This window comes from Stenotrophomonas sp. 57 (assembly GCF_030291075.1).
Taxonomy (GTDB): domain Bacteria; phylum Pseudomonadota; class Gammaproteobacteria; order Xanthomonadales; family Xanthomonadaceae; genus Stenotrophomonas.
Genome location: NZ_CP127407.1, coordinates 2,135,269 through 2,157,234, shown reverse-complemented (window position 1 = coordinate 2,157,234; position 21,966 = coordinate 2,135,269). Strand labels below are relative to the sequence as shown.

The window sequence follows — 21,966 nt, the reverse complement described above, 5'->3', positions numbered from 1 at the left end:
GGATGGTCGCGCGCCCAGGCATTCGTGCCGACCCAGGTCGGCACCTGCCAAAGCGGATCCTCAGCGCACCAGCACGGCTTCCCCGCTGGCATCGGTGCGCAGCGAAACCGGCTGTGGCTGGCGCAGCCACTGCGCGAGGTCACGCGGGCTGAGCGGGCGCGAGTACAGGTAGCCCTGGATCTCGTCGCAGCCCTGGCGGCGCAGCATGTCTTCTTCCTGGTGCGTTTCCACGCCCTCGGCCACCACCTTCATGCCCAGCGCGTGGCCCAGGTGCACGATCGCCTGGGTCACCTCGGCCGTGCCCGAATCATGCAGCATGCCCTGCACGAAACTGCGGTCGATCTTCAGGCGGCCCACCGGGAAGCGGTTCAGATAGTTGAGGTTGGAAAATCCGGTCCCGAAGTCGTCCACTGCCAGCGGCACGCCATGGCGCTCCAGTACATCGAAGCAGTGGCGCAGGATGTCGGTGTCACGGATCAGCGCCGACTCGGTCAGCTCCAGTTCCAGCCGTTGCGGCGGCCAGCCATGGGCATGGCAGATCTCGATCACGCGTTCGGCGAAGCCGCGATCCCGCAACTGCACCGCCGACACATTGACCGCGATGCGATCAAAGTGCAGGCCGGCGCGGTCCCAGGCGGTGGCCTGGCGGCAGGCTTCATTGAGCACCCAGTCGCCGATCCGTACGATCTCGCCGCACTTCTCTGCGATGGGGATGAACTCGGCCGGGCTGCAGTAGCCGATCCCGGGCCGGTGCCAGCGCAGCAGCGCTTCGATGGCCGGTGGCTCGCCATGATGGGCATGCAGCAGCGGCTGGTAGGCCAGGCTGAACTCTTCGCGCTCGATGGCGCCGTGGAGTGCATGCTCGAGCTCCAGCTTGCGCTGGATGCGGGCCAGCGCGTCCTGGCTGTAGTACTGGTAGGTATTGCGGCCGGCCTCCTTGGCCGCGTACATCGCCGCATCGGCGGCACGCAGCAGGGAATCGAAGTCGGTCTGCGCGTCGCCCAGCATCGCGATGCCGACACTGGCGCCGACCTTCAACGTGGTGTCGCCACGGCGCAGCGGCTCGGCCAGCGAAGCGATCAACTTGCGCGCCACGTGGCCGGCGTCTTCCGGCTCGGCCAGATCGCGCAGCACCACGATGAACTCGTCGCCACTGAAGCGGCCAAACAGGTCGTTGTTGCGCAGGTTCTGGTGCAGGCGCGTCGCAGCGGCCTTCAGCAGCGCATCACCGGTGGCATGACCGAAGCTGTCGTTGATGGTTTTGAAGCCGTCCAGATCGATGAACAGCATCGCCAGCGAGGTGCCACGGTCGCGCGCTTCCTCGATGGCTTCTGCTGTCTGCTCGCCGAGCAGCACGCGGTTGGGCAGACCGGTGAGCAGATCGTAATGGGCCAGCAGCTCGATGCGCTCGTTGGCCTCGCGTTCCCGGGTGATGTCGCGGAACAGCACCACGAAGCGCGGCGGCAGCCCATCACGGCGGTCCAGTTCGATCAGCACCTGCACCCAGACGCGCAGGCCGGACTGGCGGTAGAAGCACAGGTCCAGCTGCTCGGGCAGGCCGCCGTTGGCGATACGGGCGAGCGCCGCCTCGAACGCGTTGCGCGAGTCCTCGGTGTACAGCGCCAGCGCTTGGTCGAGGGTGATCGGTTCCTTGCGCAGGCCATGGATGCGGTAGCACTCCTCGGTCCATTGCATGCTGCGGGTCTGCACTTCGATCTCGCAGCCGCCGATACGGCCCAGCGCGGAGACCCGGTTCAGCAGTTCGGTGCGCCAGCGGATCAACGCATCGGTCTGGTGCTGTTCGGTGATGTTCTGCACCTGGCCGAGCAGGCGCTTGGGTTGCCCGTCCATGTCCAGCAGCGGCTGCATCCACAGCCGCAGGTGCTGCGAAGGCTCATGGCCGCGGGTCAGTTCCAGCTCCAGGTTGGCGGCGCGGCCGTCCCGCCACAATCGCCTCCACGCCGCCCGCAGCGCACCGCGGGAGCGCGGATGCAGCTGCTTCAACCACCGTCGCTGGCCGGGCACGGCGCCCTGCTCCAGCGCCAGCAGCGAGCGCAGTTCCGGCGACCACCAGAAGTGGCCGGTGTTGGGATCGAACGACCAGCTGCCCATGCTTGCGATGCGCTGCGCCTCGCTCAAGTGCAGCTGCTGTTCCTGCAGCAGCGATTCGAGCTGCTTCTGCTGCTCGATGTCGGTATGCGTGCCGACCATGCGCAAGGGTTGCCCGTCGGCGGTACGCGCCACCACGCGACCGCGGTCGAGCACCCAGCGCCACTGGCCGTCCGCCTGACGGAAGCGGAACTGCGCGCTGTACTGCTCGCTCTGCCCGCGCAGGTGCTGGTCCAGTGCAGCACGCACCTGGCCGATGTCTTCGCTGTGGACGCGCGCCAGCATTTCGGTGGCGGTCTCGTCGCCCAGCGCCGGGGTGCGCACCACGCGGTCGCTGGGAATGTCCCAGTCCCACAGGCTGTGGCCGGCGCTGTCCAGCGCAAGCTCCCAGCGCCCGCCCCCATCCACCGGTACCGGCTCGGGAATGCTCAGCGTGAAGGCCAGCAGATTGCCAGCGCCATCGTGCACGGCACGCAGGTGCCCGTCGTAGTGGCCTCGCGGGCCACCCGGCAACGTACAGGCCACGATGCCGCCATCGGCGGCCATCAGGCGCAGATCTTCCAGCATCGGCGCATAGGAGGCCACGGTGGCCGGCAGGCCATGCTCGCGCGCAGCCGGATTGGCCGCCAGCGGGCGCCCCGTACGGTCGACGATGACCAGTGCCGACGCAAGCGGGTGCTGCAGCAGGCTGGCGATGATCCCTTGGTCCACGCGATCTTGCTCCGGATGACACGCCCGTCAGCGGGGCACGCAGTGGTTAACGGCCCCTGCAGCGGATAATTGAGTGGTCAGGGCACAGCTGCGCGGTAAGATGGCCGGCGCCCCTTTTCATCCAGCCCGTCCATGCCCGCAGAACCGACCGGCACCGCCCCAGTTCCCGACCCGCGGATGGCGCAGGCGCTGAGCCGCGACCGCCGGCGGGTGGTACTGAGCTATCTGGTGATGGCGTTGGCCTGGATGATCGCCTCCGACAGTGCGGTACAGGCGCTGGTGTCCGACCCGCAGCAGGCCACGATGTGGCAGAGCGTGAAGGGCTCGTTCTTTGCACTGGCCAGTGCCGGGCTGCTGTATCTGCTGCTGCGCCCGCTGGCCGAGCATGTGCTGCACACCCATGCCCGCCAGCAGGCCTCCGAGCTGCGCCTGCGGCAGATGTTCGAAGGCAATCCGGGCCCGATCCTGGTCTACGATCTGGACACGTTGGCCATCCTCGATGCCAACCCTGCTGCATGCAGTGCTTTCGGCTGGGAACGCGACGAGCTGCTGGAGCAGACCATCGACGCGCTGTGGCCACCGGGCCAGGACCAGGCGCTGCAGACCAAACTGGAGGCGATCCGGGAGGCGCCGGAGGAGCTGTGCATCCTGCGCACGCAGCTGCAGCTGCGCGACGGCAGCCTGCGCCAGATGGAGCTGCGTTCAAACGCGATCAGCTACGACGGCCACAACGCGCGCCTGCTGATCGCCATCGACCGCACGGCCGAGGATCTGGCGCAGCTGCGCCGCGACCAGGCGCTGGCGCGGGTCGAAGAAGCGCACGAGCTGGCCCGCATCGGCGCGTGGGAGCTGGATCCGTCCACAGGCCTGGGCCGCTATTCCAACCAGGTCTATCGCCTGCTGGGCCGGCGCCCGCCCGAAGCCCGCCGCTGGCATCGCTTCGACGAGCTGCTGGTACCCGCCGACCCGGCTACCGCCAGCCAGACCGAACAGCTGCTGGCCGACCTCTGCTCCGGTGAGCCGGTACAGGTGGATGTGCTGCTGCCGCTGCTGTCGATGGACGGCCGCGCGTTGATGGTTCACCTGCGTGCGGCCAGTGGCACCGACGAGTCCGGCCGCAGCCGGGTACTGGGAACGCTGCAGGACGTGACCGAAAAGGAACAGTCGCGGCGCCTGCTGCGCGAGCGCGAGGAGCAGTTCCGCGAGCTGGTGCGGGTGCTGCCCGATGGCGTGGTGATCCTTTCCGACGAGCATGTGCTGTACACCAACGCCTGGGCCGCCAGCCTGTTCGGTTACGGCACCCATACCCTGCTCGGCGAGCCCCTGTCGGCCCTGGTGGCTGCCGGTGACCTGGCCCGCGTGCGTGGCCAGCTGCGCGCCGGGCAGCCACACCTGGGCCCTGGCCACAGCAGCGTGGTGGCAATGCAGCGCGCAGACGGCCGCAGCTTCCACGCCGGCCTTGCGGTGGGCGAAGTGCGCTATGGCGGCCGCGACTGCAAGCTGCTGATCGTGCGCGACCTGAGCGATTCCGAACGCACCCGCAGTGCGCTGGAAACCAGCAACCGCGAACTGCAGGCCATGGCTGGGCGCCTGTTCTCGCTGCAGGAAGATGAACGCCGCGCGATCTCACGCGACCTGCACGATGACATCGGCCAGGCGATCACTGCGATCAAGCTGTCGGCCTACGCAGCACAGGACGAGGATGATCCGCAGCGCCGCGCCGAGGATCTGGCGCAGATCGTTGGCCTGGCCGACACGACCGTGGCCAAGCTGCGTGACATCTCCACCCTGCTGCGTCCGCCGCAGCTGGATGCCCTGGGCCTGGAAGCGGCCCTCAGCTGGCAGGCACGCGTGCTGTTCCGCTCCTCGCCGGTGGAACTGCTGGCCGAGATCGAACCGCTTCCGAATCGCCCCGACAACAGCATCGAGCAGGCCTGCTTCCGCATCGCGCAGGAGAGCCTGACCAACGTGCTGCGGCACGCGCGTGCCAGCCAGGTGCAGCTGCAGCTGCGCGACGTCGGCCAGCGCGGGCTGCACCTGCAGATCCGGGATGACGGCGAAGGTTTCGACCCTGACGGCCCGCGCGGCCTTGGCCTGATCGTGATGCGCGAGCGCGCGCAGAGTGTCGGCGGCCATGTGCGGATCGAGTCCGCACACGGCGAGGGCACCCTGATCGACGTCCACCTCCCCTACCAGGCGGCCAGCATGGCTGCCGTCGATTCACCGGAATACTGAGCCTATGTGGAACCCCAACCAGCCCCCGGTCAGCATCGACGATGCCCCCGACCGCCTCGGCGCCGGCAACCCCGAGCTGCAGGCGATGGTCGCCGAGGCGGCCTCCGGCGGCACCGCGCTGATGCTGATGCACGCGGACATCGACCACTTCGCTTCGGTGAACGAGAACATGAGCGCCGAGGTGGGCGACCAGGCGCTGGTGCTGGTGGCGCAGCGGCTGCAGTCCTACCTGCGCGGACGCGGCAAGCTGTGGCGCCACGGCAGTGACGAATTCCTGATCGCGGTGCCGCGCGCCGCCGACGTGCCGCTGCCGGAGGACTTCGCCGAGGAAATCCGCCAGCAGATGGAGCTGCCGCTGTCGGTGCTGCCCTACACGCTGTTCATGACCGGCAAGCTGGGCGTGAGCCTGTGCCCGGAGCATGCCAGCAGCACGTCGCGCCTGCTCGATCACGCCGAAGATGCGCTGTACCAAGCGGCCCGCGAGGGAGGCAACGCCGTGCGCATCCATGCAGTGGACACCCCGCCCAGTGCGCACAGCGAGAGCATCATCGCGCGCCAGATCGTGGATGCCATTCCCAATGGCGAGCTGAAGCTGCGCTACCAGCCGCTGGTCAGTGCCCGCGATGGCCACGTGGTGGGCATGGAAGCGCTGCTGCGATGGCAGTCGCCTACCCTGGGCATGCTGGTGCCGGAGCGCTTCATGCGCACTGCCGAGCGCCTGGGCATCATCGTGCAGATCGGCACCTGGGTGCTGGAAGGCGCACTGAAGCAGGCCCGCCTGTGGCGCGACCAGGGCTTCGATGACTTCACCATCGCCGTGAACGTGTCGACCCTGCAGCTGCTGCGGCCCAATTTCTTCGCCGAAGTGATGGGCCTGATCCAGGCCGCAGGCGTGCCGGCGCAGATGCTAACGCTGGAGATCAATGAGAGCGCACTGACCAACAACGTCAACTTCGTGCACGAGACGCTGGCCAACCTGCGCAACGAAGGCATCAGCCTCAGCCTGGACAACTTCGGCACCGGCGATTCCAGCCTGAGCGCGCTGGTGCGCTATCCAGTGGACAAGCTGAAGATCGACCGCAGCTTCATCAAGAGCGCGCCCGCCGGCAACCGCGAGGCGGCCATCGCCCGCGCGATCATTGCCATGGGCCACCAGCTGGGCATGACCGTGATTGCCAACGGCGTGGAATCGCAGGCGCAGCTGGGCTTCCTGCGCCGCAACGACTGCGACGTGTTCCAGGGTTACCTGTTCGGCGAGCCGATGTCGGCCGATGCCGCCGGCATGACCCTGCGCCGCCGCTACCTGCGTCCGGAGGCGTTCGCCGAAACCCGCCCGGACCGTACTTTGCTGCTGCTGGACGACGAGGAGAACGTGCTGCGCTCGCTGGTGCGCCTGTTCCGCCGTGATGGCTACCGCATCCTGGCGGCCGGCAACGTGCGCGATGCGTTCGACCTGCTGGCGATCAACGATGTGCAGGTGATCCTGTCCGACCAGCGCATGAGTGACATGAGCGGCACCGAGTTCCTGGGCCGGGTGAAGATGCTGTACCCCGATACGATCCGCCTGGTGCTGTCCGGCTACACCGATCTGAACACGGTGACCGACGCGATCAACCGTGGTGCGATCTACCGCTTCCTGACCAAACCCTGGAACGACGATGAGCTGCGCAAGCACATCCACCAGGCGTTCCGCACCTACGAGGAACAGCGCCGCAGCAATGCCGGTCCGGCGCCGGTGGAAAGCGGAGACGGCGGTGAGGATCGACCATTGCGGTGACCGCCCCCTCTGGTGGAGCCGGCCGCGGGCCGGCTGCTCTGGATGTCAGGTTCAATGAGGTTGCCGGCCAGCGGCCGGCACTACCACAAGCGGTCAGCGCGGCTGCTTCACCGGCAACACCACACGGAAGCGCGAACCCACGCCTGGCGTGCTGTCCAGATCGATGCGGCCATGGTGCTTGTTGATGATGCTGTAGGAGATCGACAGCCCCAGGCCGGTGCCGCTGCCGACCGGCTTGGTGGTGAAGAACGGATCGAAGATGCGCTGGCGCAGTTCGGGCGAGATGCCGCCGCCGGTGTCTTCGAACTCGACCCACACATGATCACCATCGACACCGGTGCGCACCGTGATCGTGCCGCGCTCGGCGATGGCGTGGCCGGCATTGAGCAGCAGGTTCATGTAGACCTGGTTCAACTCCGACGGCAGGCACTCCACCAGCGGCAGCTGGCCGAACTCGCGCTGCAGGGTGACCTTGTACTTCAGCTCGTTCCAGATGATGTTGATGGTCGATTCCAGGCCTGCATGCAGGTCGACCAGCTTCCACGACTCGTCGCGGCCGGAATACGAGAAGTCCTTCAGGTCGCGCACGATGCGGGTCACGCGCTCGATGCCCTCGCGCGACTCGGCCATCAGCTGCGGCAGGTCGCGGCTGATGAAATCGATGTCCAGGCGGTCACGGATATCGTCGATTTCCGGAATCAACGCCTTCGGGTCCGGCGCGCGCAGAGCGCGCTCGTACGCTTCAATCACGGTGAACAGGCTGCGCAGGTATTCCTGCAGGCTGCCCAGGTTGGAGTGGACGTAACCGATCGGGTTGTTGATCTCGTGCGCGACACCTGCCGCGAGCTGGCCGATGGAGGCCATCTTTTCCGACTGCAGCAGCTTCTCCTGGGTGCCGTTGAGGCGCAGGTAGGCCTGGCGCAGTTCGGCGTGGCGCTGCTGGAGTTCGCGCTCGTAGTCTTCCTGCCCCTCGATGTGGCGGAACAAGGCGAGGAAGTGGCCCTCACCCACCGTACCGTGGTGGTACAGGTGGGCAATGACCACGCCCTCACCCAGCGGCAGGCTGCCGTTCCAGTGGCCATGCTGGCGGGCCTGTTCCAGCGCATCGGGGGGCAGCAGTTCGCGCAGACGCTGCGGTGGCGGCAATGCGCCATCTGCGCCTTTGGCCAGCAGGTTCTGCGCGGCTGGATTGGCCAGCGCCACCTGCCCGTCTTCAGTGAACAGCAGCAGTCCTTCGCGCAGGCGCTCAAGCAGGGCCTGCAGCACCGGCTGCGGCGGAAGGGGGGCGGTAACCAGGGCGTTGGCAGCGGACACGGCGACTCGGGGCATTCGAACAGGCGCCCAATATACGCGGTCACGCAGCGGGCTTCAGCCCGCGGGGGTGGGTTGTGCGGCCGCCGCCGCGTCAGGCAACGGCGAGTGGGCGGCGGGCAGTGACGTTGTGTGACTGGCCCTTGGCGTCGTAGGCCGAGGCGTCTTCGGTACGGCCAAGCTGGCGCAGTGCCCAGTTGACCTCGCGACGCCGCCGCGACAGCAGCACGCCGTTGGCGCGATTGCGTTCGGCCAGTTCCTGCAGCTGTTCGCCCTGCCCGACCGGCGGCGCGCCTTCCAGCGCACGCAGCGCTTCCAGCTTGGCCCCGGTAGCCCGGATCAGGGCGTGCACGTCGTGCTCGACCAGGGCCTGGCGTTCAACGTCCAGGGCCTGGGCGAGACGCTGCAGCGGCTCGCTCATCGCTGCGGTCATCCCTGCAGCTGCTGGTCCAGATCGAGCATGCGCGATGCGATCGCGTCCGGATTGATCTTGTAGGTGCCGTTCTGCAGCGACTCGCGCACGGCGGCCACGCGCTGGGCGTCAATCGCCGGGGCGGTGGTCAGCTCACGCTCGATGGCCTGCAGATTGGTGGCCTCGCCGGTCAGGCGCAGGCTGTCGGCAGCCTCGACCGGGCGCGCCGGCGCATCGCTGCTGACGCCGGGCTTGCTGGCCGGGGTCGTCACGCTGCGCAGTGCCTGGGGGACCTGCAGGTTGCCGTCGATTTTCTGGCTCATGGGGTGTCCTGGAGTTGCCGTTCACAAGGGATAACGGCCTCAGGGCCGCGATCTTTAGGGATATTTTGCGGTAAATCAACGCGCCACGATTACGTCACCTGCGGCATCGACCGTGCCCTGCACGATCCGCCGCGAGGACAGGTTTTCCACCGAGACCCGTTCATTCTCACCGGCATCGCCCATCGCACGACCGGCAATGCGGACCTCGACCGAGCCGCGACGCGATACCAGGGCCACATTGTCTCCTCGCTTGATGAGACGCTGCACCACCAGATCGTTGTTCGACAGCAGGGCCCCGGCCTGCAAGGGACGGCGGGCGATGCGACCGATCGCTGCGTTGGGATCGGCCAACACCGCACCGGCAATCCGGGCAGCGTCACGCTGGGCAGTGGTGATATCGGCGGCAGTGAGGGTTTCTCCAGTGCCGATTCCACGATTGAGCACCAGCACGGTCTGGTTGCGCCGCACCTTCACCGGTACGAACAGGCGCCAGCCGCCCGCATCGGGGCAACTGACCTCCACGGTGGTGTTGGCGGTGGGCTGCACCTGCAGCGCGCCGCCACACTTCGGCAGGCGCAGCGCATCGGCCACCTGGGCCTCGCCCTCGCTGCCCGCCGGCAAGGTCGTCAGTGCTGCGGCGCGGATGCTGGCCACGGGCTGCCAGTCCACAGCGGCCACCCACGGCGACGCCAGAGCCAGCCCGATGGCGATTAGGGATGTGATCCGGCGCATGGCGCCTCCTGTCGATGGGATCTGGCCCTGGTGCGTGCAAGGGGTGTGCCAGAGCGACCGGGTCTCTTGGCCGGGATGGGATCGGGGGGACCGAGGATGGGAATAGGAATGTGTAGCGTCGACTGTCAGTCGACGTACGCGCAAAGTGCGGGATCTCCCGAGATCGGACAAGCGCCGTCGACCGCGAAGAGCAGTCGACTGACAGTCGACTCTACAGAGGGGCAGAAGCGGTACAGAGCACGCACGTGGCAGACCACCCTCAAGTTCCGCCGCTGTGGCGCCGATACAGCAGCCATGTCCCATGACCTGCTCAACCGGATCGACCAGCGGACCCGTCTGGCCGGCCACAACCGCCTGGCGCTGCTGCTGTTCCGTCTCGGCGGACGTCAGCTTTTTGGCGTCAATGTCTTCAAGGTGCAGGAAGTCCTGCGGCGCCCGGAGCTGTTCCAGGTGCCTGGGCTGCCCAGCCAGTTCGCCGGCGTGGCCGACGTCCGTGGCCGCTCGGTGCCGGTGCTGGACCTGGGCCTGGCCATCGGCCACCCCGAACGTGAGCCCGATGCGGATACCGCCCCCGGCTACCTGGTCGTCACCGAATTCAACCGCTCGATCCAGGGCTTCCTGGTCAGCGGCGTGGAGCGCATCGTCAACATCGCGGTGGAGGACATCCATCCGCCGCCGGAGCTGGGCGCCGAATCGAGCTACCTGACCGCGGTGACCCGCTTCCAGGGCGAGCTGATCCAGGTGATCGACGTGGAAAGCGTGCTGGCCGACATCGCCCAGGTACGCGGTGAAGCGGTACTGGACCCGGCGATGGCAATGCCGGCCGACGGCCCGCAGTTGCAGGTGCTGGTGGTGGACGACTCCCGCGTGGCCCGCCAGCAGATCCGCAGCGTGCTGGACCAGCTGGGCGTGGGTGCCACCCTGCTTTCCGACGGCAAGCAGGCGCTGGACCACCTGCTGCAGATCCATGCCTCGGGCGAGAACCCGGCCGAACGTTATGCCATGGTCATCTCGGACATCGAGATGCCGGCCATGGACGGCTATACGCTGACGACGGAAATCCGGCGCCATCCGGGCCTGGCGGGCCTGTATGTGCTGCTGCACACCTCGCTGTCGGGCGTATTCAACAATGCGATGGTCGAGCGCGTGGGCGCCAACGCGTTCGTCGCCAAGTACTCGCCGCACGAGCTGGCTGATTTCGTGCTGGACCGCCTGCGCAAGGTGGCGATGGCGGCGTAAGGCCCTGTCCTGTAGAGCCGAGCCCATGCTCGGCTTGTGCGGCGCCTGAACGAAATGCAGCCGAGCATGGCTCGGCTCTACCAGGACGCACCGTGCTTTGGCACACCCCTTGCAGCTTCCGGGGCAACGTTCCCGTGGGAGTGCACCGTGCGCAACCTGATTACCGACTATCTGGGCGTCCACGCCCAGGCCATGCCGTTGCGCGAACAGCGGATGAAGCTGATCGCCAGCAACCTCGGCAATGCCGACACGCCCGGCTACAAGGCCCAGGACCTGGACTTCGATGCCGCCCTGCGCCACGCCCAGGGACAGGATGCCAATGGCCTGATGGCCACCACCCACGAGCAGCACTACGAGATCAGTAGTGGCCTGAATCCGTTCCAGATCGCGCGCGAAGGCGTGCAGCCCAGCCTGGACGGCAACACCGTCGATCCCGATGCCGAGCGTGCCGCCTATGGCCGCGCCGCGCTCGAATATCGCGCCTCGCTCAGCTTCGTTGAGAGCAAGGTGCGTTCCATGCTGACCGCGATCACGGGGCAATAAGCCATGAGCAACCTGCCGATCTTCGATATCGCCGGCTCCGCGCTGCAGGCGCAGTCGGTGCGCATGAGCACCATCGCCTCCAACCTCTCCAACGCCGATACCGTCGCCGGCTCCGCCGACGCCGTGTACAAGCCGCTGGAACCGATCTTCCAGGCCGTCACCAGCAAGAACGATCCGAACATCACCTCGGTCAAGGTGAAGGAGATCACCCAGAGCGATGCAGCGCCGATCAAGCGCTACGAGCCGGGCCATCCGCTGGCCGATGCCGATGGCTACATCTACCAGCCCGACGTCGATCCGGTGGCGCAGATGGTCAACCTGATCTCGACCTCGCGCAATTACCAGGCCGGCGTGGAGATGTTGACCACCGCCAAGGAACTGGCCCTGGCCACCCTGACCATGGGCCGCTGAGGCCCGCAGTACCGGATACCGCCATGACCACTGCCGTCAACAACCAGACCAACCAGGACGTCTATACCGCACTCGGTCTGAACGCCCCGAACAGCAACGCCACCAAGAAGAAGAACACGCTGGACCAGGCCGATTTCCTGCGCCTGATGACCGAGCAGCTGCAGCACCAGGATCCGCTGAAGCCGATGGACAACACGCAGATGGTCGCGCAGATGGCGCAGATGTCCACCGTGCAGGGCATCACCGATCTGAACAAGACGGTGAAGGGCTTCCAGGAATCGATGGCCAGCGACCAGGTGCTGCGTGGTGCGGCGCTGGTCGGCCACCAGGTGCTGGTCCCTTCGGAAAAGCTGGTGCTTGAGAAGGAAGGCAGCGTCGAAGGCACGGTGGCTGCGCCGTCGGCCGGCATCATCACCGTGGACATCACTGACGCCAACGGTGCCAAAGTCACGTCGCTGAGCGTGGAAGCCAAGGCCGCCGGCGAAACCGCCTTCCAGTGGGACGGCAAGGATGCCAACGGCAAGCGCATGGAGCCGGGCAAGTACTCCATCGTCGCCAACCACGTCGACACCGCGGGCAAGAGCACCAAGCTGTCCACCTACGTACAGGCGCCGGTGGAAAGCGTGACCGTCGGTTCCGACGGCCTGTACCTGAACCTCAAGGGCCTGGGCACGGCCCCGATCGACTACGTGCTCCGCGTCAGCTGAGCCGCACATTCCGCATCAACCAGGAGCATCCCATGGGCTTCAACGTCTCGCTGTCCGGCATCAATGCCGCCAACACCGACCTGAGCGTCACCGCCAACAACGTCGCCAACGTCAACACCACCGGCTTCAAGCAGTCGCGCGCCGAGTTCGCCGACCTGTTTGCTTCGACCAGCTACGGCCTGTCGAAGAACCAGACCGGCTCGGGCGTGCGCGTCTCCAACGTCGCCCAGCAGTTCATCCAGGGCCACAACGAACAGACCGGGCGCAGCCTGGACATGGCCATTTCCGGTGAGGGCTTCTTCACCATGAACATGAACGGCTCGCGCGTGTACTCGCGCGCCGGCAACTTCCAGACCGATTCGTCCGGCTACGTGGTCAATCCGCAGGGTGCACGCCTGCAGGTGTTCGCACCGAATGCCGACGGCACCAACTTCGATGCCGGCCGCCTGGTGGACCTGCAGCTGCTGACCACTGACAGCCCGCCGAAGCAGACCAGCGAAGTGAAGGTCGGGTTCACCCTGCCGGCCAACGCCAAGCAGCCCACCGTGGCCACGTTCGACCCGGCTGACTCCAACAGCTACAACCACTCCAGCGGCGGCATCACCGTGTACGACTCGCTGGGCGTGAGCCACATCCAGGTCTCGTACTTCGTGAAGGGCGCCAACCCGAACGAGTGGACCGTGCGCAACTACGTGGATGGCCAGCCGGCCGGCAACCCGACCCCGGTCACCTTCGACAACAGCGGCAAGCTGGTCAGTCCGGCCAACGGCAAGGTCAGCCTCGGCACCTTCACCCCGACCACGGGCGCCGGCCAGCTGAACATGACGCTGGATGTGAGCGGTTCGACCCAGTATGGCGAGAAGTTCGCCCTTCGCAATACACAGCAGGACGGCTACGCGGCGGGCAAGCTCAACGAGATCACCGTGTCCGAGTCGGGCGTGGTCTATGCGCGCTACTCCAACGGCGACGACAAGCCGCTGGGCCAGGTCGCGCTGACCACCTTCAACAACACCCAGGGCCTGGAACCGAAGGGCAACAACCTGTGGGTGGAGACCTTCGAGTCGGGCACGCCGCGCACCGGCATGCCGGACACCTCCAATCTCGGCAAGATCCAGGCCGGCTCGCTGGAAGCGTCCACCGTGGACCTCACCGAGCAGCTGGTCAACATGATCACCGCGCAGCGCAACTTCCAGGCCAACGCGCAGATGATCACCACCCAGGACCAGATCACCCAGACGGTCATCAACATCCGTTGATGACCCGCTGACCCTGTCACGGAACTCCCCGCATGGATAAAGCCCTTTACGTGGCGATGACCGGTGCCCGCGCCTCCCTGCAGGCGCAGGGTACGCTCAGCCACAACCTCGCCAACTCGGACACACCTGGCTTCAAGGAAGCGCTGGCCAACACCGAAGCCTTTCCGATCAAGGGCCCGGGCTTTGCCTCGCGGGTGGATGCACTGCACGTCGACGCCGGGTTCAACCGCACGCCCGGTTCGCAGCACATCACCGGCAAACCGCTGGATCTGTCGCTGCAGACCGGCACCTGGCTGGCGGTGCAGTCCAGCGACGGCAGCGAGGCATATACCCGTGGCGCCGCACTGTCGGTGACGCCGAACGGCCAGCTGGTGACCTCCAGCGGCCGCACGGTACTGGATGACAACAACAACCCGATCGCCATTCCGCCTTACCAGGCGATGGAGATCGGTGCCGACGGCACGATCTCGATCATCCCGCAGGGTGAAGGCCCGCAGACCATGGCACAGATCGGCCGGATCAAGGTCGTGCAGGCACCGGACGAGCGCCTTGAGCGCGGCCTGGATGGCCTGTTCCGCAACACCGACCCGCGCCAGCCGTTCGCACCGGCACAGGGCACGGCCGTGCACAGCGGCCAGCTGGAAGGCAGCAACGTGGACGCCGCCGGTGCGCTGGTGCAGATGATCCAGCTGCAGCGCCAATACGAAATGCAGGTGCAGGTCATCAAGCACGGCGACGACAACGCGCGCAGCGCCAACAGCCTGCTGCGCCTGGGCAGCTGACGGAATTCCGGCGCCGCCTGACCGCGGCGCTGGCACACCGCTTGCACACCCGCAGACAAGGGCCGCACTGCGCGGCCGGTTCCACCAGACAGGACACCGAAGATGAACCAGGCATTGTGGATCGCGAAAACCGGACTGGATGCGCAGCAGATGCGCATGTCGGTGGTTTCCAACAACCTCGCCAACACCAACACCACCGGCTTCAAGCAGGACCGTGCCAGTTTCGAGGACCTGCTGTACCAGCAGGTGCGCCAGCCGGGCGGTTCCTCGTCGGCACAGACGCAGCTGCCGACTGGCCTGCAGCTGGGTACGGGCGTGCGCGTGGTCGCCACCGCCAAGAACTTCGAACAGGGGGGCCAGCAGCAGACCGGCCGCGCGCTGGACGTGATGGTCAACGGCCGTGGCTTCTTTGAAGTGCAGATGCCCGACGGCAGCTCGGCCTATACCCGTGATGGCTCGTTCAAGATCAACCAGGACAGCGAGCTGGTCACCAACAGCGGCTATCCGGTGCAGCCCGGCATCCAGATTCCCGAAGGCGCGCAGTCGGTGACCATCGGGACCGACGGCACCATCAGCGTGAAGATGGCCGATGGCGCCGCCTCGGTGGAAGTGGGCGCACTCACCCTGACCGACTTCGTCAATCCGGCCGGCCTGCAGGCGCGCGGCGAGAACCTGTTCCTGGAGACCACCGCGTCCGGCCCGGCACAGAACGGCAACCCCGGCCTCAACGGCCTGGGCACCGTGGTGCAGGGCGCGCTGGAAGGCAGCAACGTCAACGTGGTGGAAGAGCTGGTGTCGATGATCGAAACCCAGCGCGCCTACGAAATGAATGCCAAGGCGATCTCCACCACCGATTCGATGCTCGGCTACCTCAACAACAAGCTCTGACCGGCCCAACCGGGAAACCGCCATGTCGCCCATTTCCAACTTCGCCCGCACTGCCCTCGCCTGCGCCGTGGTCGCCCTGCTCGGTGGCTGTGTGATCGCGGGCGACGTGCGCCCCTATCCGGCAATGGCCCCGATCCAGCCAATCATGCCGCCGCAGGCCGAGCCGACCGCGGGTGCGATCTACGCGGCCGGCCCGACCCTGCAGCTGTACTCGGACCGTCGCGCGCGCGATGTCGGCGACCTGCTGACCATCACCCTGCTGGAAAACACCACCGCGCAGACCAGTGCCAACACCGCCACCAACAAGGAATCGAACCTGAGCCTGGGCACGCCGTCCATTCTCGGGGCGCCGGTCACGTTGGGTGGCAAGGACATCCTCAGTGCCACCGCGGCCGGCAAGCGTGACTTCACCGGCAAGGGCAACAGCGCACAGAGCAATCGTCTTCAGGGCAGCGTGACGGTCACCGTGGTGCAGCGCCTGCCCAACGGCAACCTGGTGGTCCAGGGGCAGAAGAACCTGCGCCTGAACCAGGGCGACGAGCTGGTGCAGGTGCAGGGCATCGTTCGCCCGGGCGACATCAGCCAGGACAACACCATTCCGTCCAGCCGCGTGGCTGAAGCCCGCATCGTCTACGGCGGCCGCGGCCCGGTTGCGCAGTCCAATGCGATGGGCTGGCTGAGCCGCTTCTTCAACTCCGGCCTGACGCCGTTCTGAGTATGGCCATGAAATCTCTCTTCGCTTCTTCCTGGCAGCGGCGCGCGACCTCTTTGATCGCATTGATGCTGCTGATCGTGGCAGCCCCGGCCAGCGCCGAACGCATCAAGGACCTGGCCCAGGTCGGCGGTGTGCGCGGCAACGCACTGGTGGGTTACGGCCTGGTGGTGGGCCTGGATGGCAGCGGCGACCGCACCAGCCAGGCGCCCTTCACCGTGCAGAGCCTGAAGAACCTGCTAGGCGAGCTGGGCGTCAACGTGCCGCCGAACGTCAACCCGCAGTTGAAGAACGTGGCCGCCGTGGCGATCCACGCCGAGCTGCCGCCGTTCGCCAAGCCGGGCCAGCCGATCGACATCACGGTGTCGTCGATCGGCAATGCGGTGTCGCTGCGCGGCGGTTCGCTGCTGATGGCACCACTGCGCGGTGCTGACGGCCAGATCTACGCGATCGCGCAGGGCAACCTGATCGTGGGTGGCTTCGGCGCACAGGGCAAGGATGGTTCGCGCGTTTCGGTAAACGTGCCCAGTGTGGGCCGCATTCCCAACGGCGCCACGGTTGAACGTGCCCTGCCCGATCCGCTGGCCAATGGCGGTGACATCACCCTGAACCTGCACAACAACGACTTCACTACGGTGTCGCGCATGGTCGCCGCGCTCAACAATGCGTTCGGCGAAGGCGCTGCGCGCGCCGTCGATGGCGTGACCGTGGCCGTGACCGCACCGACCGACCCGGGCGCACGCATCGGCCTGCTGGCACGCATCGAGAACCTGGAACTGACCCCGGGCAGCGCCCCGGCCAAGGTGGTGGTCAATTCGCGTACCGGCACCGTGGTCATCGGCCAGCAGGTGCGAGTCGGTCCGGCCGCGATCTCGCACGGCTCGCTGACGGTGACGATCCAGGAAAACACCAACGTCAGCCAGCCCAACGCGCTGTCCGGCGGCCGCACCGTGGCCAGTCCGCAGTCGACCATCACCGCCACCAACGACGGCAGCCGCATGTTCAAGTTCAGCGGCGGCACCACCCTGGACGAGATCGTGCACGCGGTGAATGCGGTAGGCGCGGCACCGGGCGATCTCATCGCGATCCTGGAAGCCCTGAAGCAGGCCGGCGCCCTGAGTGCCGAGCTCGAGGTGATCTGACATGCGCATCAATCCCGCATTCGATCTGCACCCGGCGCAACAGAACGATCCGGCCAAGATCGACAAGGTCGCGCGGCAGCTGGAAGGCCAGTTCGCGCAGATGCTGGTCAAGAGCATGCGTGACGCCAGCTTCGGCGACTCGCTGTTCCCCGGCGAGAACAAGATGTTCCGCGACATGTACGACCAGAAGATTGCCGAGGCGATGACCCGCGGCAAGGGCCTGGGCCTGTCCGGCATGATCAGCCGCCAGCTGTCCGGCCAGGCCGCCGATGGCCCGGCGCTGGATACCCGCGTGGATCCGGCCAAGGCCAGCCGCGCCTATCAGCTCAATGCACCGGCCAGGCCTGCGCCGTCGCTGCCACTGGAAGACGGCAGCCAGGCCGTGCGCCTGCTGCAACAGATGGCCGCGGGCGCCCCGTCGGGCGCACAGGCCGCTGTCGCTCCGATGGAGCAGGCACTGGACCTGATCGCCGGCCGCGAAAGCAGCAGCATGCACCGCTCGCTGGGCACCGAGGATCCGTACATCGGCAGCCTGCAGGGCGAGGACTGGGCCGCCAACAGCGATCAGTGGTCGGCCACCGCCAGCAACCGCGGTACCGCGATCAGCCCGGCCGACGCCATGGCCACCCGTACCGCCGTGGCCCAGCTGGGCGAGCACACGCCCGAAGGTTTCGTGGCCAGCATCTGGCAGCACGCACAGAGTGCAGCCAAGGAGCTGGGCGTGGACGCCCGCGCCCTGGTCGCCCAGGCGGCGCTGGAGACGGGTTGGGGCAAGCGCCACATCAAGCATGCCGATGGCAGCACCTCGCACAACCTGTTCGGCATCAAGGCCAATGGCTGGAATGGCCAGCGTGCCACGGCCGGCACCCATGAATATGTCGATGGCGTGCGCCGCAACGAGACCGCCAGCTTCCGGGCCTACAGTTCGCCGGCCGAAAGCTTCGCCGACTACGTGCGCCTGCTGAAGACCAGCCCGCGCTACCAGCAGGCCCTGCAGGCCGGTACCGACGTGCAGGGCTTCGCCCGAGGGCTGCAGCGCGCCGGCTATGCCACCGACCCGCGCTATGCGGCCAAGATCGCCGCGATCGCCGGCGGCCCGACCATCGAGCGCGCCGTCAGCGCCGTGGCCGACGCCGGCACGCGCCTTGGCCAGACCTTCGCCAGCACCGCAACCGCGGCGCTGGGTATCACTCGTCGTTGAGGAACCCCATGTCCAGCGTACTTTCCACCGGTACCGGTGCCCTGCTCGCCTTCCAGCGTGCGTTGGCGACCACCAGCCACAACGTGGCCAACCTCAATACCCCGGGCTACAGCCGGCAGAAGGTCAACTTCGCCACCGCTGATCCCCAGAACTATGGCTACGGCACGGTCGGCAACGGTACGCGCATCACCGACATCCGCCGCACTGCTGATCAGCTGGCGATCTCGCGCCTGCTCGACAGCAGCGGCGAGCTTGCGCGCCTGAAGCAGCTCTCGGGCATGGCCGACCGGGTCAACGCGCTGTTCTCCGATGCCGCCACCAATGTCTCTGGCGTGTGGTCGAACTTCTTCGACTCGGTCAGCGGCCTGTCCTCCAATGCCTCCGGCACCGCCGACCGCCAGAACATGCTGGACGGCGGCAAGGCGCTGGCCAACCGCTTCGTGCAGCTCAACACGCACCTGAACAACCTCAACAGCGAGGTCAACAATGGCCTGCTGGCCGGCGCCACCGAGGTCAACCGCCTGGCGCAGGAGATCGCGCAGATCAACGGCGCGATCGGCACCAACATCGCCACCGCCGCGCCCGACCTGCTCGATCGGCGCGACCAGCTGATCACCCAGCTGATCGGCTACACCGGCGGCACCGCGGTGATCCAGGACGGCGGCATCATGAACGTCTACACCGCCGGCGGCAACGCGCTGGTGGTGGGCACCACGGCCACCAAGGTCACCACCGTGGCCGACCCGTACCAGCCCGAGCGCCTGCAGCTGGCGCTGGAAACCCAGGGCAACACGATCCGGCTCGATCCGAAGGCGGTGGGTGGGCAGATCGGCGGCCTGCTGGAGTTCCGCGACACCGTACTCACCCCGGCCCAGGCCGAACTGGGCAAGCTGGCCGTCGGCTTGGCCGAGACGTTCAACCAGGCCCACCACCAGGGCGTGGACATGTATGGCCAGCTGGGGGGCGACTTCTTCAATATCGGCAACCCGCGCGTCACCGCCAACAACGCCAACACCGGCACCGCCAGCCTCAGCGCCACCTATGGCGACCTGGGCAAGCTGGATGCACAGAACGTGGTGCTGCAGTTCGATGGCACCAACTGGAAGGCCAGCCGCGCCGACACCGGCGCCAACGTTCCGCTGACCGGCACCGGCACGGCCGCCGATCCGCTGGTGATCAACGGTGTCGCGCTGGTGGTGGGCGGCACCCCCGCCGCCAACGACCGATTCCTGCTGCAGCCCACCGCAGGCGTGGCCGGCAGCATGGAAGTGGCCATCACCGATCCCTCGCGGATTGCCGCCGCCGCTGCGGTCAAGGGTGCGGCTGCCACCTCCAACACCGGCACCGGCAAGCTGAGCGGCGTTACCGTCAGCGATTCCAGCAACGCAAACCTGCGCAATCCGGCCGCGATCGTGTTCACCTCGGCCACCACCTACACCATCGATGGCGGCCCGCCGCAGACCTACACCCCGGGCCAGACCATCAGCGCCAATGGCTGGAGCTTCGTGCTGGACGGTGTGCCGAAGGTCGGCGATACCTTCAACATCACCCCGACCCCGGCCGGCTCCTCGGACAACAGCAATGCAACCCGCCTGTCCAAGGTGGAGAGCGCGAAGGCGTTCAACAGCGGCACGGTCACCCTCAACGGTGCGCTGGGTGGCCTGACCACCCAGGTCGGTGCCGCCGCCCGCTCGGCGGAGTATTCGCTGGAGGCGCAGCTGGTGATCAATGACAAGGCCCAGGAGGCCCGCGACGAGGTGTCCGGCGTCAATCTGGACGAGGAGGCCGCCGGCATGCTGCGCCTGCAGCAGGCCTACCAGGCCGCCTCGCAGCTGATCTCCACCGCCGACAGCATGTTCCAGACCATCCTGGGAGCCGTCCGCCGATGAGCAGCCGCATCTCCACCAGCATGATGTTCAATCAGTCCGTGTCGCTTATGATGGCCAAGCAGGCCAAGCTCAGCCACCTGGAGCAGCAGATCGCCACCGGCAGCAAGATCGTCAGCGCCAAGGACGATCCGGTCGGCGCCGGCGCTGCCGTGGGCCTGGACCGCAGCCTGGCGGCCCTGGACCGGATGAAGCTCAATGCCGGCAACGTGCAGAACCGGCTGGGCGTGCAGGAAAACACCCTGGCCCAGGTCAATGATCTGATGGGACGGGTCAACGACCTGACCATCCAGGCCAGCAACCCCGCCTTGAGCGCGGCCGACAAGAAGACGCTGATCACCGAGCTGAACCAGATCCGCGACGGCCTGCTGTCGTTGGCCAACGCAGAGGACGGCACCGGCCGCTATGTATTCGGCGGTACCAACGACGGTGATCCGCCCTTTGCCAAGATCAATGGCAAGGTGGTCTACCGCGGCGACCAGACCCAGCGCCAGATCGAAGTCGGTCCGGATACCTACGTGCGCGACGCCCTGCCCGGCAGCGAAATCTTCATGCGCATCCCCACCGGCGATGGCTTCGTCGATGGCGGCGCTGCGGCGGGCAATGCCGGCAACGGCGTGCTGACCAACATCACCCGCGATGGCAGCGACAGCTGGAACGGGCAATCCTTCAGCATCCGTTTTACCGCCGCCGATCAGTACCAGGTACTCGACGGTGCCGGCAACGTGACCGGCACCGGCACGTTCAAGGCCGGTGACAACGTGGAAGTCAACGGTGTACGCCTGCAGATCACCGGCGCACCTGCTGCCGGCGACAGCTTCAACGTGAAGCCGGCGACCAGCCGCGACATCTTCGACACGATGGACAAGCTGATTACCGCGCTGGATGCCGACACCGGTACCACCGCGAAGATGAGCGCACAGCAGAACGAACTGCAGAGCGCGTTGCGTGACATCGCGCGCGCATCGGAGCGGATGATCGATTCCCGTGCGGCGGGTGGCGCGCAGCTGAAGGCATTGGACAATGCCGCCGACATGCGTGAAGCCAACAGCGTGACCCTGAAGACCACCCTGTCGCAGATGCGCGACCTGGACTACGCCGATGCTCTGAGCCAGTACCAGTTGCAGAGCACCGCACTGCAGGCGGCGCAGACGATCTTCTCGCAGATGCAGTCGATGTCGTTGTTCAACAAGATCGGCTGACCGCTCTTCCCCGTCAGCCCTGAAAGGCCGCGATGCCCTGCATCGCGGCCTTTTTCGTTTCCGGTTGCCGAAGCCACTGCAGTCGCCGGGCGTGGCCCGGCGCTACCGGAAGGGTGCGCCAGTGGATTTTCCGTGATTGCCCATCAAGCCCGGCCCCACCCCGCCGATACCTTCATCAGCGCTGGTTGGGCCTGCCCAACCGCCCCTTCCGGGGTCGCCTTCACGCCCCTCCAGGGCTGGAAAACCCCGGGAAAACAGCCTCCGGCAACGAATTACGGCTTCAACGGAATTCACGGCTAAAGGTTGTTGACAAAGCGCCGTTATTCATTTGGCAACAGCGAAGCACACAGCCACACAAAAAAACAGGCGGCGCTTCGTTTCATTCAC

The 21,966-nt window shown here is 66.8% G+C and carries 19 protein-coding genes; 14 read left to right on the top strand and 5 right to left on the bottom strand.

The window, feature by feature from the left end:
- Positions 1-60 precede the first annotated feature (60 nt).
- Positions 61-2,820 (bottom strand): GGDEF domain-containing phosphodiesterase, encoded by a 2,760-nt coding sequence (locus QP512_RS09900; protein ID WP_286071915.1) that lies wholly within the window; start codon positions 2,818-2,820, stop codon positions 61-63.
- 132 nt (positions 2,821-2,952) lie between these two features.
- Between QP512_RS09900 and QP512_RS09895 the strand changes: the two genes are divergently transcribed.
- Both QP512_RS09895 and QP512_RS09890 read left to right on the top strand, forming a co-directional pair.
- Entirely contained in the window at positions 2,953-5,055 is a 2,103-nt protein-coding gene (locus QP512_RS09895) for a PAS domain S-box protein (RefSeq protein ID WP_286071914.1), read from the top strand.
- Between the two features lie 4 nt (positions 5,056-5,059).
- Entirely contained in the window at positions 5,060-6,832 is a 1,773-nt protein-coding gene (locus QP512_RS09890) for an EAL domain-containing protein (protein ID WP_286071913.1), read from the top strand.
- 93 nt (positions 6,833-6,925) lie between these two features.
- On the opposite strand, the gene QP512_RS09885 is transcribed toward QP512_RS09890, so the two are convergent.
- From QP512_RS09885 to flgA, 4 genes are all read right to left on the bottom strand, one after another.
- Complete coding sequence (locus QP512_RS09885) at positions 6,926-8,146, bottom strand: ATP-binding protein (RefSeq protein ID WP_286071912.1); 1,221 nt, start codon at positions 8,144-8,146, stop codon at positions 6,926-6,928.
- 91 nt (positions 8,147-8,237) lie between these two features.
- A complete protein-coding gene (locus tag QP512_RS09880; RefSeq protein ID WP_286071911.1) occupies positions 8,238-8,576 on the bottom strand; it encodes a flagellar protein FlgN in 339 nt (112 codons plus the stop codon).
- Entirely contained in the window at positions 8,573-8,878 is a 306-nt protein-coding gene (gene flgM, locus QP512_RS09875) for a flagellar biosynthesis anti-sigma factor FlgM (RefSeq protein WP_049432154.1), read from the bottom strand. Before flgM ends, QP512_RS09880 begins: the two co-directional genes overlap by 4 nt.
- 75 nt (positions 8,879-8,953) lie before the next feature.
- Positions 8,954-9,610: a flagellar basal body P-ring formation chaperone FlgA gene (flgA, locus tag QP512_RS09870; protein ID WP_286071910.1), complete on the bottom strand. Its 657-nt coding sequence runs from the start codon at positions 9,608-9,610 to the stop codon at positions 8,954-8,956.
- Positions 9,611-9,904: 294 nt separating this feature from the next.
- Here flgA and QP512_RS09865 point away from each other — a divergent pair, with 294 nt between their 5' ends.
- From QP512_RS09865 to flgL, 12 genes are all read left to right on the top strand, one after another.
- On the top strand, positions 9,905-10,849 hold the full coding sequence (locus QP512_RS09865; protein WP_286071909.1) for a chemotaxis protein: 945 nt from the start codon (positions 9,905-9,907) through the stop codon (positions 10,847-10,849).
- Between the two features lie 147 nt (positions 10,850-10,996).
- Positions 10,997-11,392, top strand: a complete 396-nt coding sequence (flgB, locus tag QP512_RS09860) for a flagellar basal body rod protein FlgB (RefSeq protein ID WP_005409576.1) — start codon at positions 10,997-10,999, stop codon at positions 11,390-11,392.
- A gap of 3 nt (positions 11,393-11,395) precedes the next feature.
- Positions 11,396-11,803 carry a flagellar basal body rod protein FlgC gene (gene flgC, locus QP512_RS09855; RefSeq protein WP_033835497.1) on the top strand — a complete coding sequence of 136 codons (408 nt, stop codon included), beginning with the start codon at positions 11,396-11,398 and terminating at the stop codon, positions 11,801-11,803.
- 23 nt (positions 11,804-11,826) lie between these two features.
- Positions 11,827-12,510, top strand: a complete 684-nt coding sequence (locus tag QP512_RS09850; protein ID WP_286071908.1) for a flagellar hook capping FlgD N-terminal domain-containing protein — start codon at positions 11,827-11,829, stop codon at positions 12,508-12,510.
- Positions 12,511-12,542: 32 nt separating this feature from the next.
- Positions 12,543-13,766: a flagellar hook protein FlgE gene (gene flgE, locus QP512_RS09845; RefSeq protein WP_286071907.1), complete on the top strand. Its 1,224-nt coding sequence runs from the start codon at positions 12,543-12,545 to the stop codon at positions 13,764-13,766.
- A gap of 32 nt (positions 13,767-13,798) precedes the next feature.
- Complete coding sequence (locus tag QP512_RS09840; RefSeq protein WP_286071906.1) at positions 13,799-14,548, top strand: flagellar basal body rod protein FlgF; 750 nt, start codon at positions 13,799-13,801, stop codon at positions 14,546-14,548.
- Between the two features lie 102 nt (positions 14,549-14,650).
- Positions 14,651-15,436 carry a flagellar basal-body rod protein FlgG gene (gene flgG / locus QP512_RS09835; protein WP_005409571.1) on the top strand — a complete coding sequence of 262 codons (786 nt, stop codon included), beginning with the start codon at positions 14,651-14,653 and terminating at the stop codon, positions 15,434-15,436.
- A gap of 22 nt (positions 15,437-15,458) precedes the next feature.
- Positions 15,459-16,151: a flagellar basal body L-ring protein FlgH gene (flgH, locus tag QP512_RS09830; RefSeq protein WP_286071905.1), complete on the top strand. Its 693-nt coding sequence runs from the start codon at positions 15,459-15,461 to the stop codon at positions 16,149-16,151.
- Between the two features lie 2 nt (positions 16,152-16,153).
- On the top strand, positions 16,154-17,290 hold the full coding sequence (locus QP512_RS09825; protein ID WP_241877119.1) for a flagellar basal body P-ring protein FlgI: 1,137 nt from the start codon (positions 16,154-16,156) through the stop codon (positions 17,288-17,290).
- 1 nt (position 17,291) lies between these two features.
- Positions 17,292-18,491: a flagellar assembly peptidoglycan hydrolase FlgJ gene (gene flgJ / locus QP512_RS09820; protein ID WP_286071904.1), complete on the top strand. Its 1,200-nt coding sequence runs from the start codon at positions 17,292-17,294 to the stop codon at positions 18,489-18,491.
- 8 nt (positions 18,492-18,499) lie between these two features.
- On the top strand, positions 18,500-20,380 hold the full coding sequence (gene flgK, locus QP512_RS09815; protein WP_286071903.1) for a flagellar hook-associated protein FlgK: 1,881 nt from the start codon (positions 18,500-18,502) through the stop codon (positions 20,378-20,380).
- Positions 20,377-21,579: a flagellar hook-associated protein FlgL gene (gene flgL, locus QP512_RS09810; RefSeq protein ID WP_286071902.1), complete on the top strand. Its 1,203-nt coding sequence runs from the start codon at positions 20,377-20,379 to the stop codon at positions 21,577-21,579. The genes flgK and flgL overlap by 4 nt, the downstream gene beginning before the upstream one ends.
- The last annotated feature ends 387 nt before the right edge of the window (positions 21,580-21,966 follow it).

Bases quoted from the DNA above. Each gene is read 5' to 3' on its own strand.
- QP512_RS09890 (WP_286071913.1), top strand. From the start codon at position 5,060: ATGTGGAACCCCAACCAGCCCCCGGTCAGCATCGACGATGCCCCCGAC.
- QP512_RS09850 (WP_286071908.1), top strand. From the start codon at position 11,827: ATGACCACTGCCGTCAACAACCAGACCAACCAGGACGTCTATACCGCA.
- QP512_RS09880 (WP_286071911.1), bottom strand. From the start codon at position 8,576: ATGACCGCAGCGATGAGCGAGCCGCTGCAGCGTCTCGCCCAGGCCCTG.
- flgG (WP_005409571.1), top strand. From the start codon at position 14,651: ATGAACCAGGCATTGTGGATCGCGAAAACCGGACTGGATGCGCAGCAG.
- QP512_RS09825 (WP_241877119.1), top strand. From the start codon at position 16,154: ATGGCCATGAAATCTCTCTTCGCTTCTTCCTGGCAGCGGCGCGCGACC.
- QP512_RS09865 (WP_286071909.1), top strand. From the start codon at position 9,905: ATGTCCCATGACCTGCTCAACCGGATCGACCAGCGGACCCGTCTGGCC.
- flgL (WP_286071902.1), top strand. From the start codon at position 20,377: ATGAGCAGCCGCATCTCCACCAGCATGATGTTCAATCAGTCCGTGTCG.
- QP512_RS09840 (WP_286071906.1), top strand. From the start codon at position 13,799: ATGGATAAAGCCCTTTACGTGGCGATGACCGGTGCCCGCGCCTCCCTG.
- flgK (WP_286071903.1), top strand. From the start codon at position 18,500: ATGTCCAGCGTACTTTCCACCGGTACCGGTGCCCTGCTCGCCTTCCAG.
- flgE (WP_286071907.1), top strand. From the start codon at position 12,543: ATGGGCTTCAACGTCTCGCTGTCCGGCATCAATGCCGCCAACACCGAC.
- flgM (WP_049432154.1), bottom strand. From the start codon at position 8,878: ATGAGCCAGAAAATCGACGGCAACCTGCAGGTCCCCCAGGCACTGCGC.
- flgJ (WP_286071904.1), top strand. From the start codon at position 17,292: ATGCGCATCAATCCCGCATTCGATCTGCACCCGGCGCAACAGAACGAT.
- flgH (WP_286071905.1), top strand. From the start codon at position 15,459: ATGTCGCCCATTTCCAACTTCGCCCGCACTGCCCTCGCCTGCGCCGTG.
- QP512_RS09895 (WP_286071914.1), top strand. From the start codon at position 2,953: ATGCCCGCAGAACCGACCGGCACCGCCCCAGTTCCCGACCCGCGGATG.
- flgA (WP_286071910.1), bottom strand. From the start codon at position 9,610: ATGCGCCGGATCACATCCCTAATCGCCATCGGGCTGGCTCTGGCGTCG.
- flgC (WP_033835497.1), top strand. From the start codon at position 11,396: ATGAGCAACCTGCCGATCTTCGATATCGCCGGCTCCGCGCTGCAGGCG.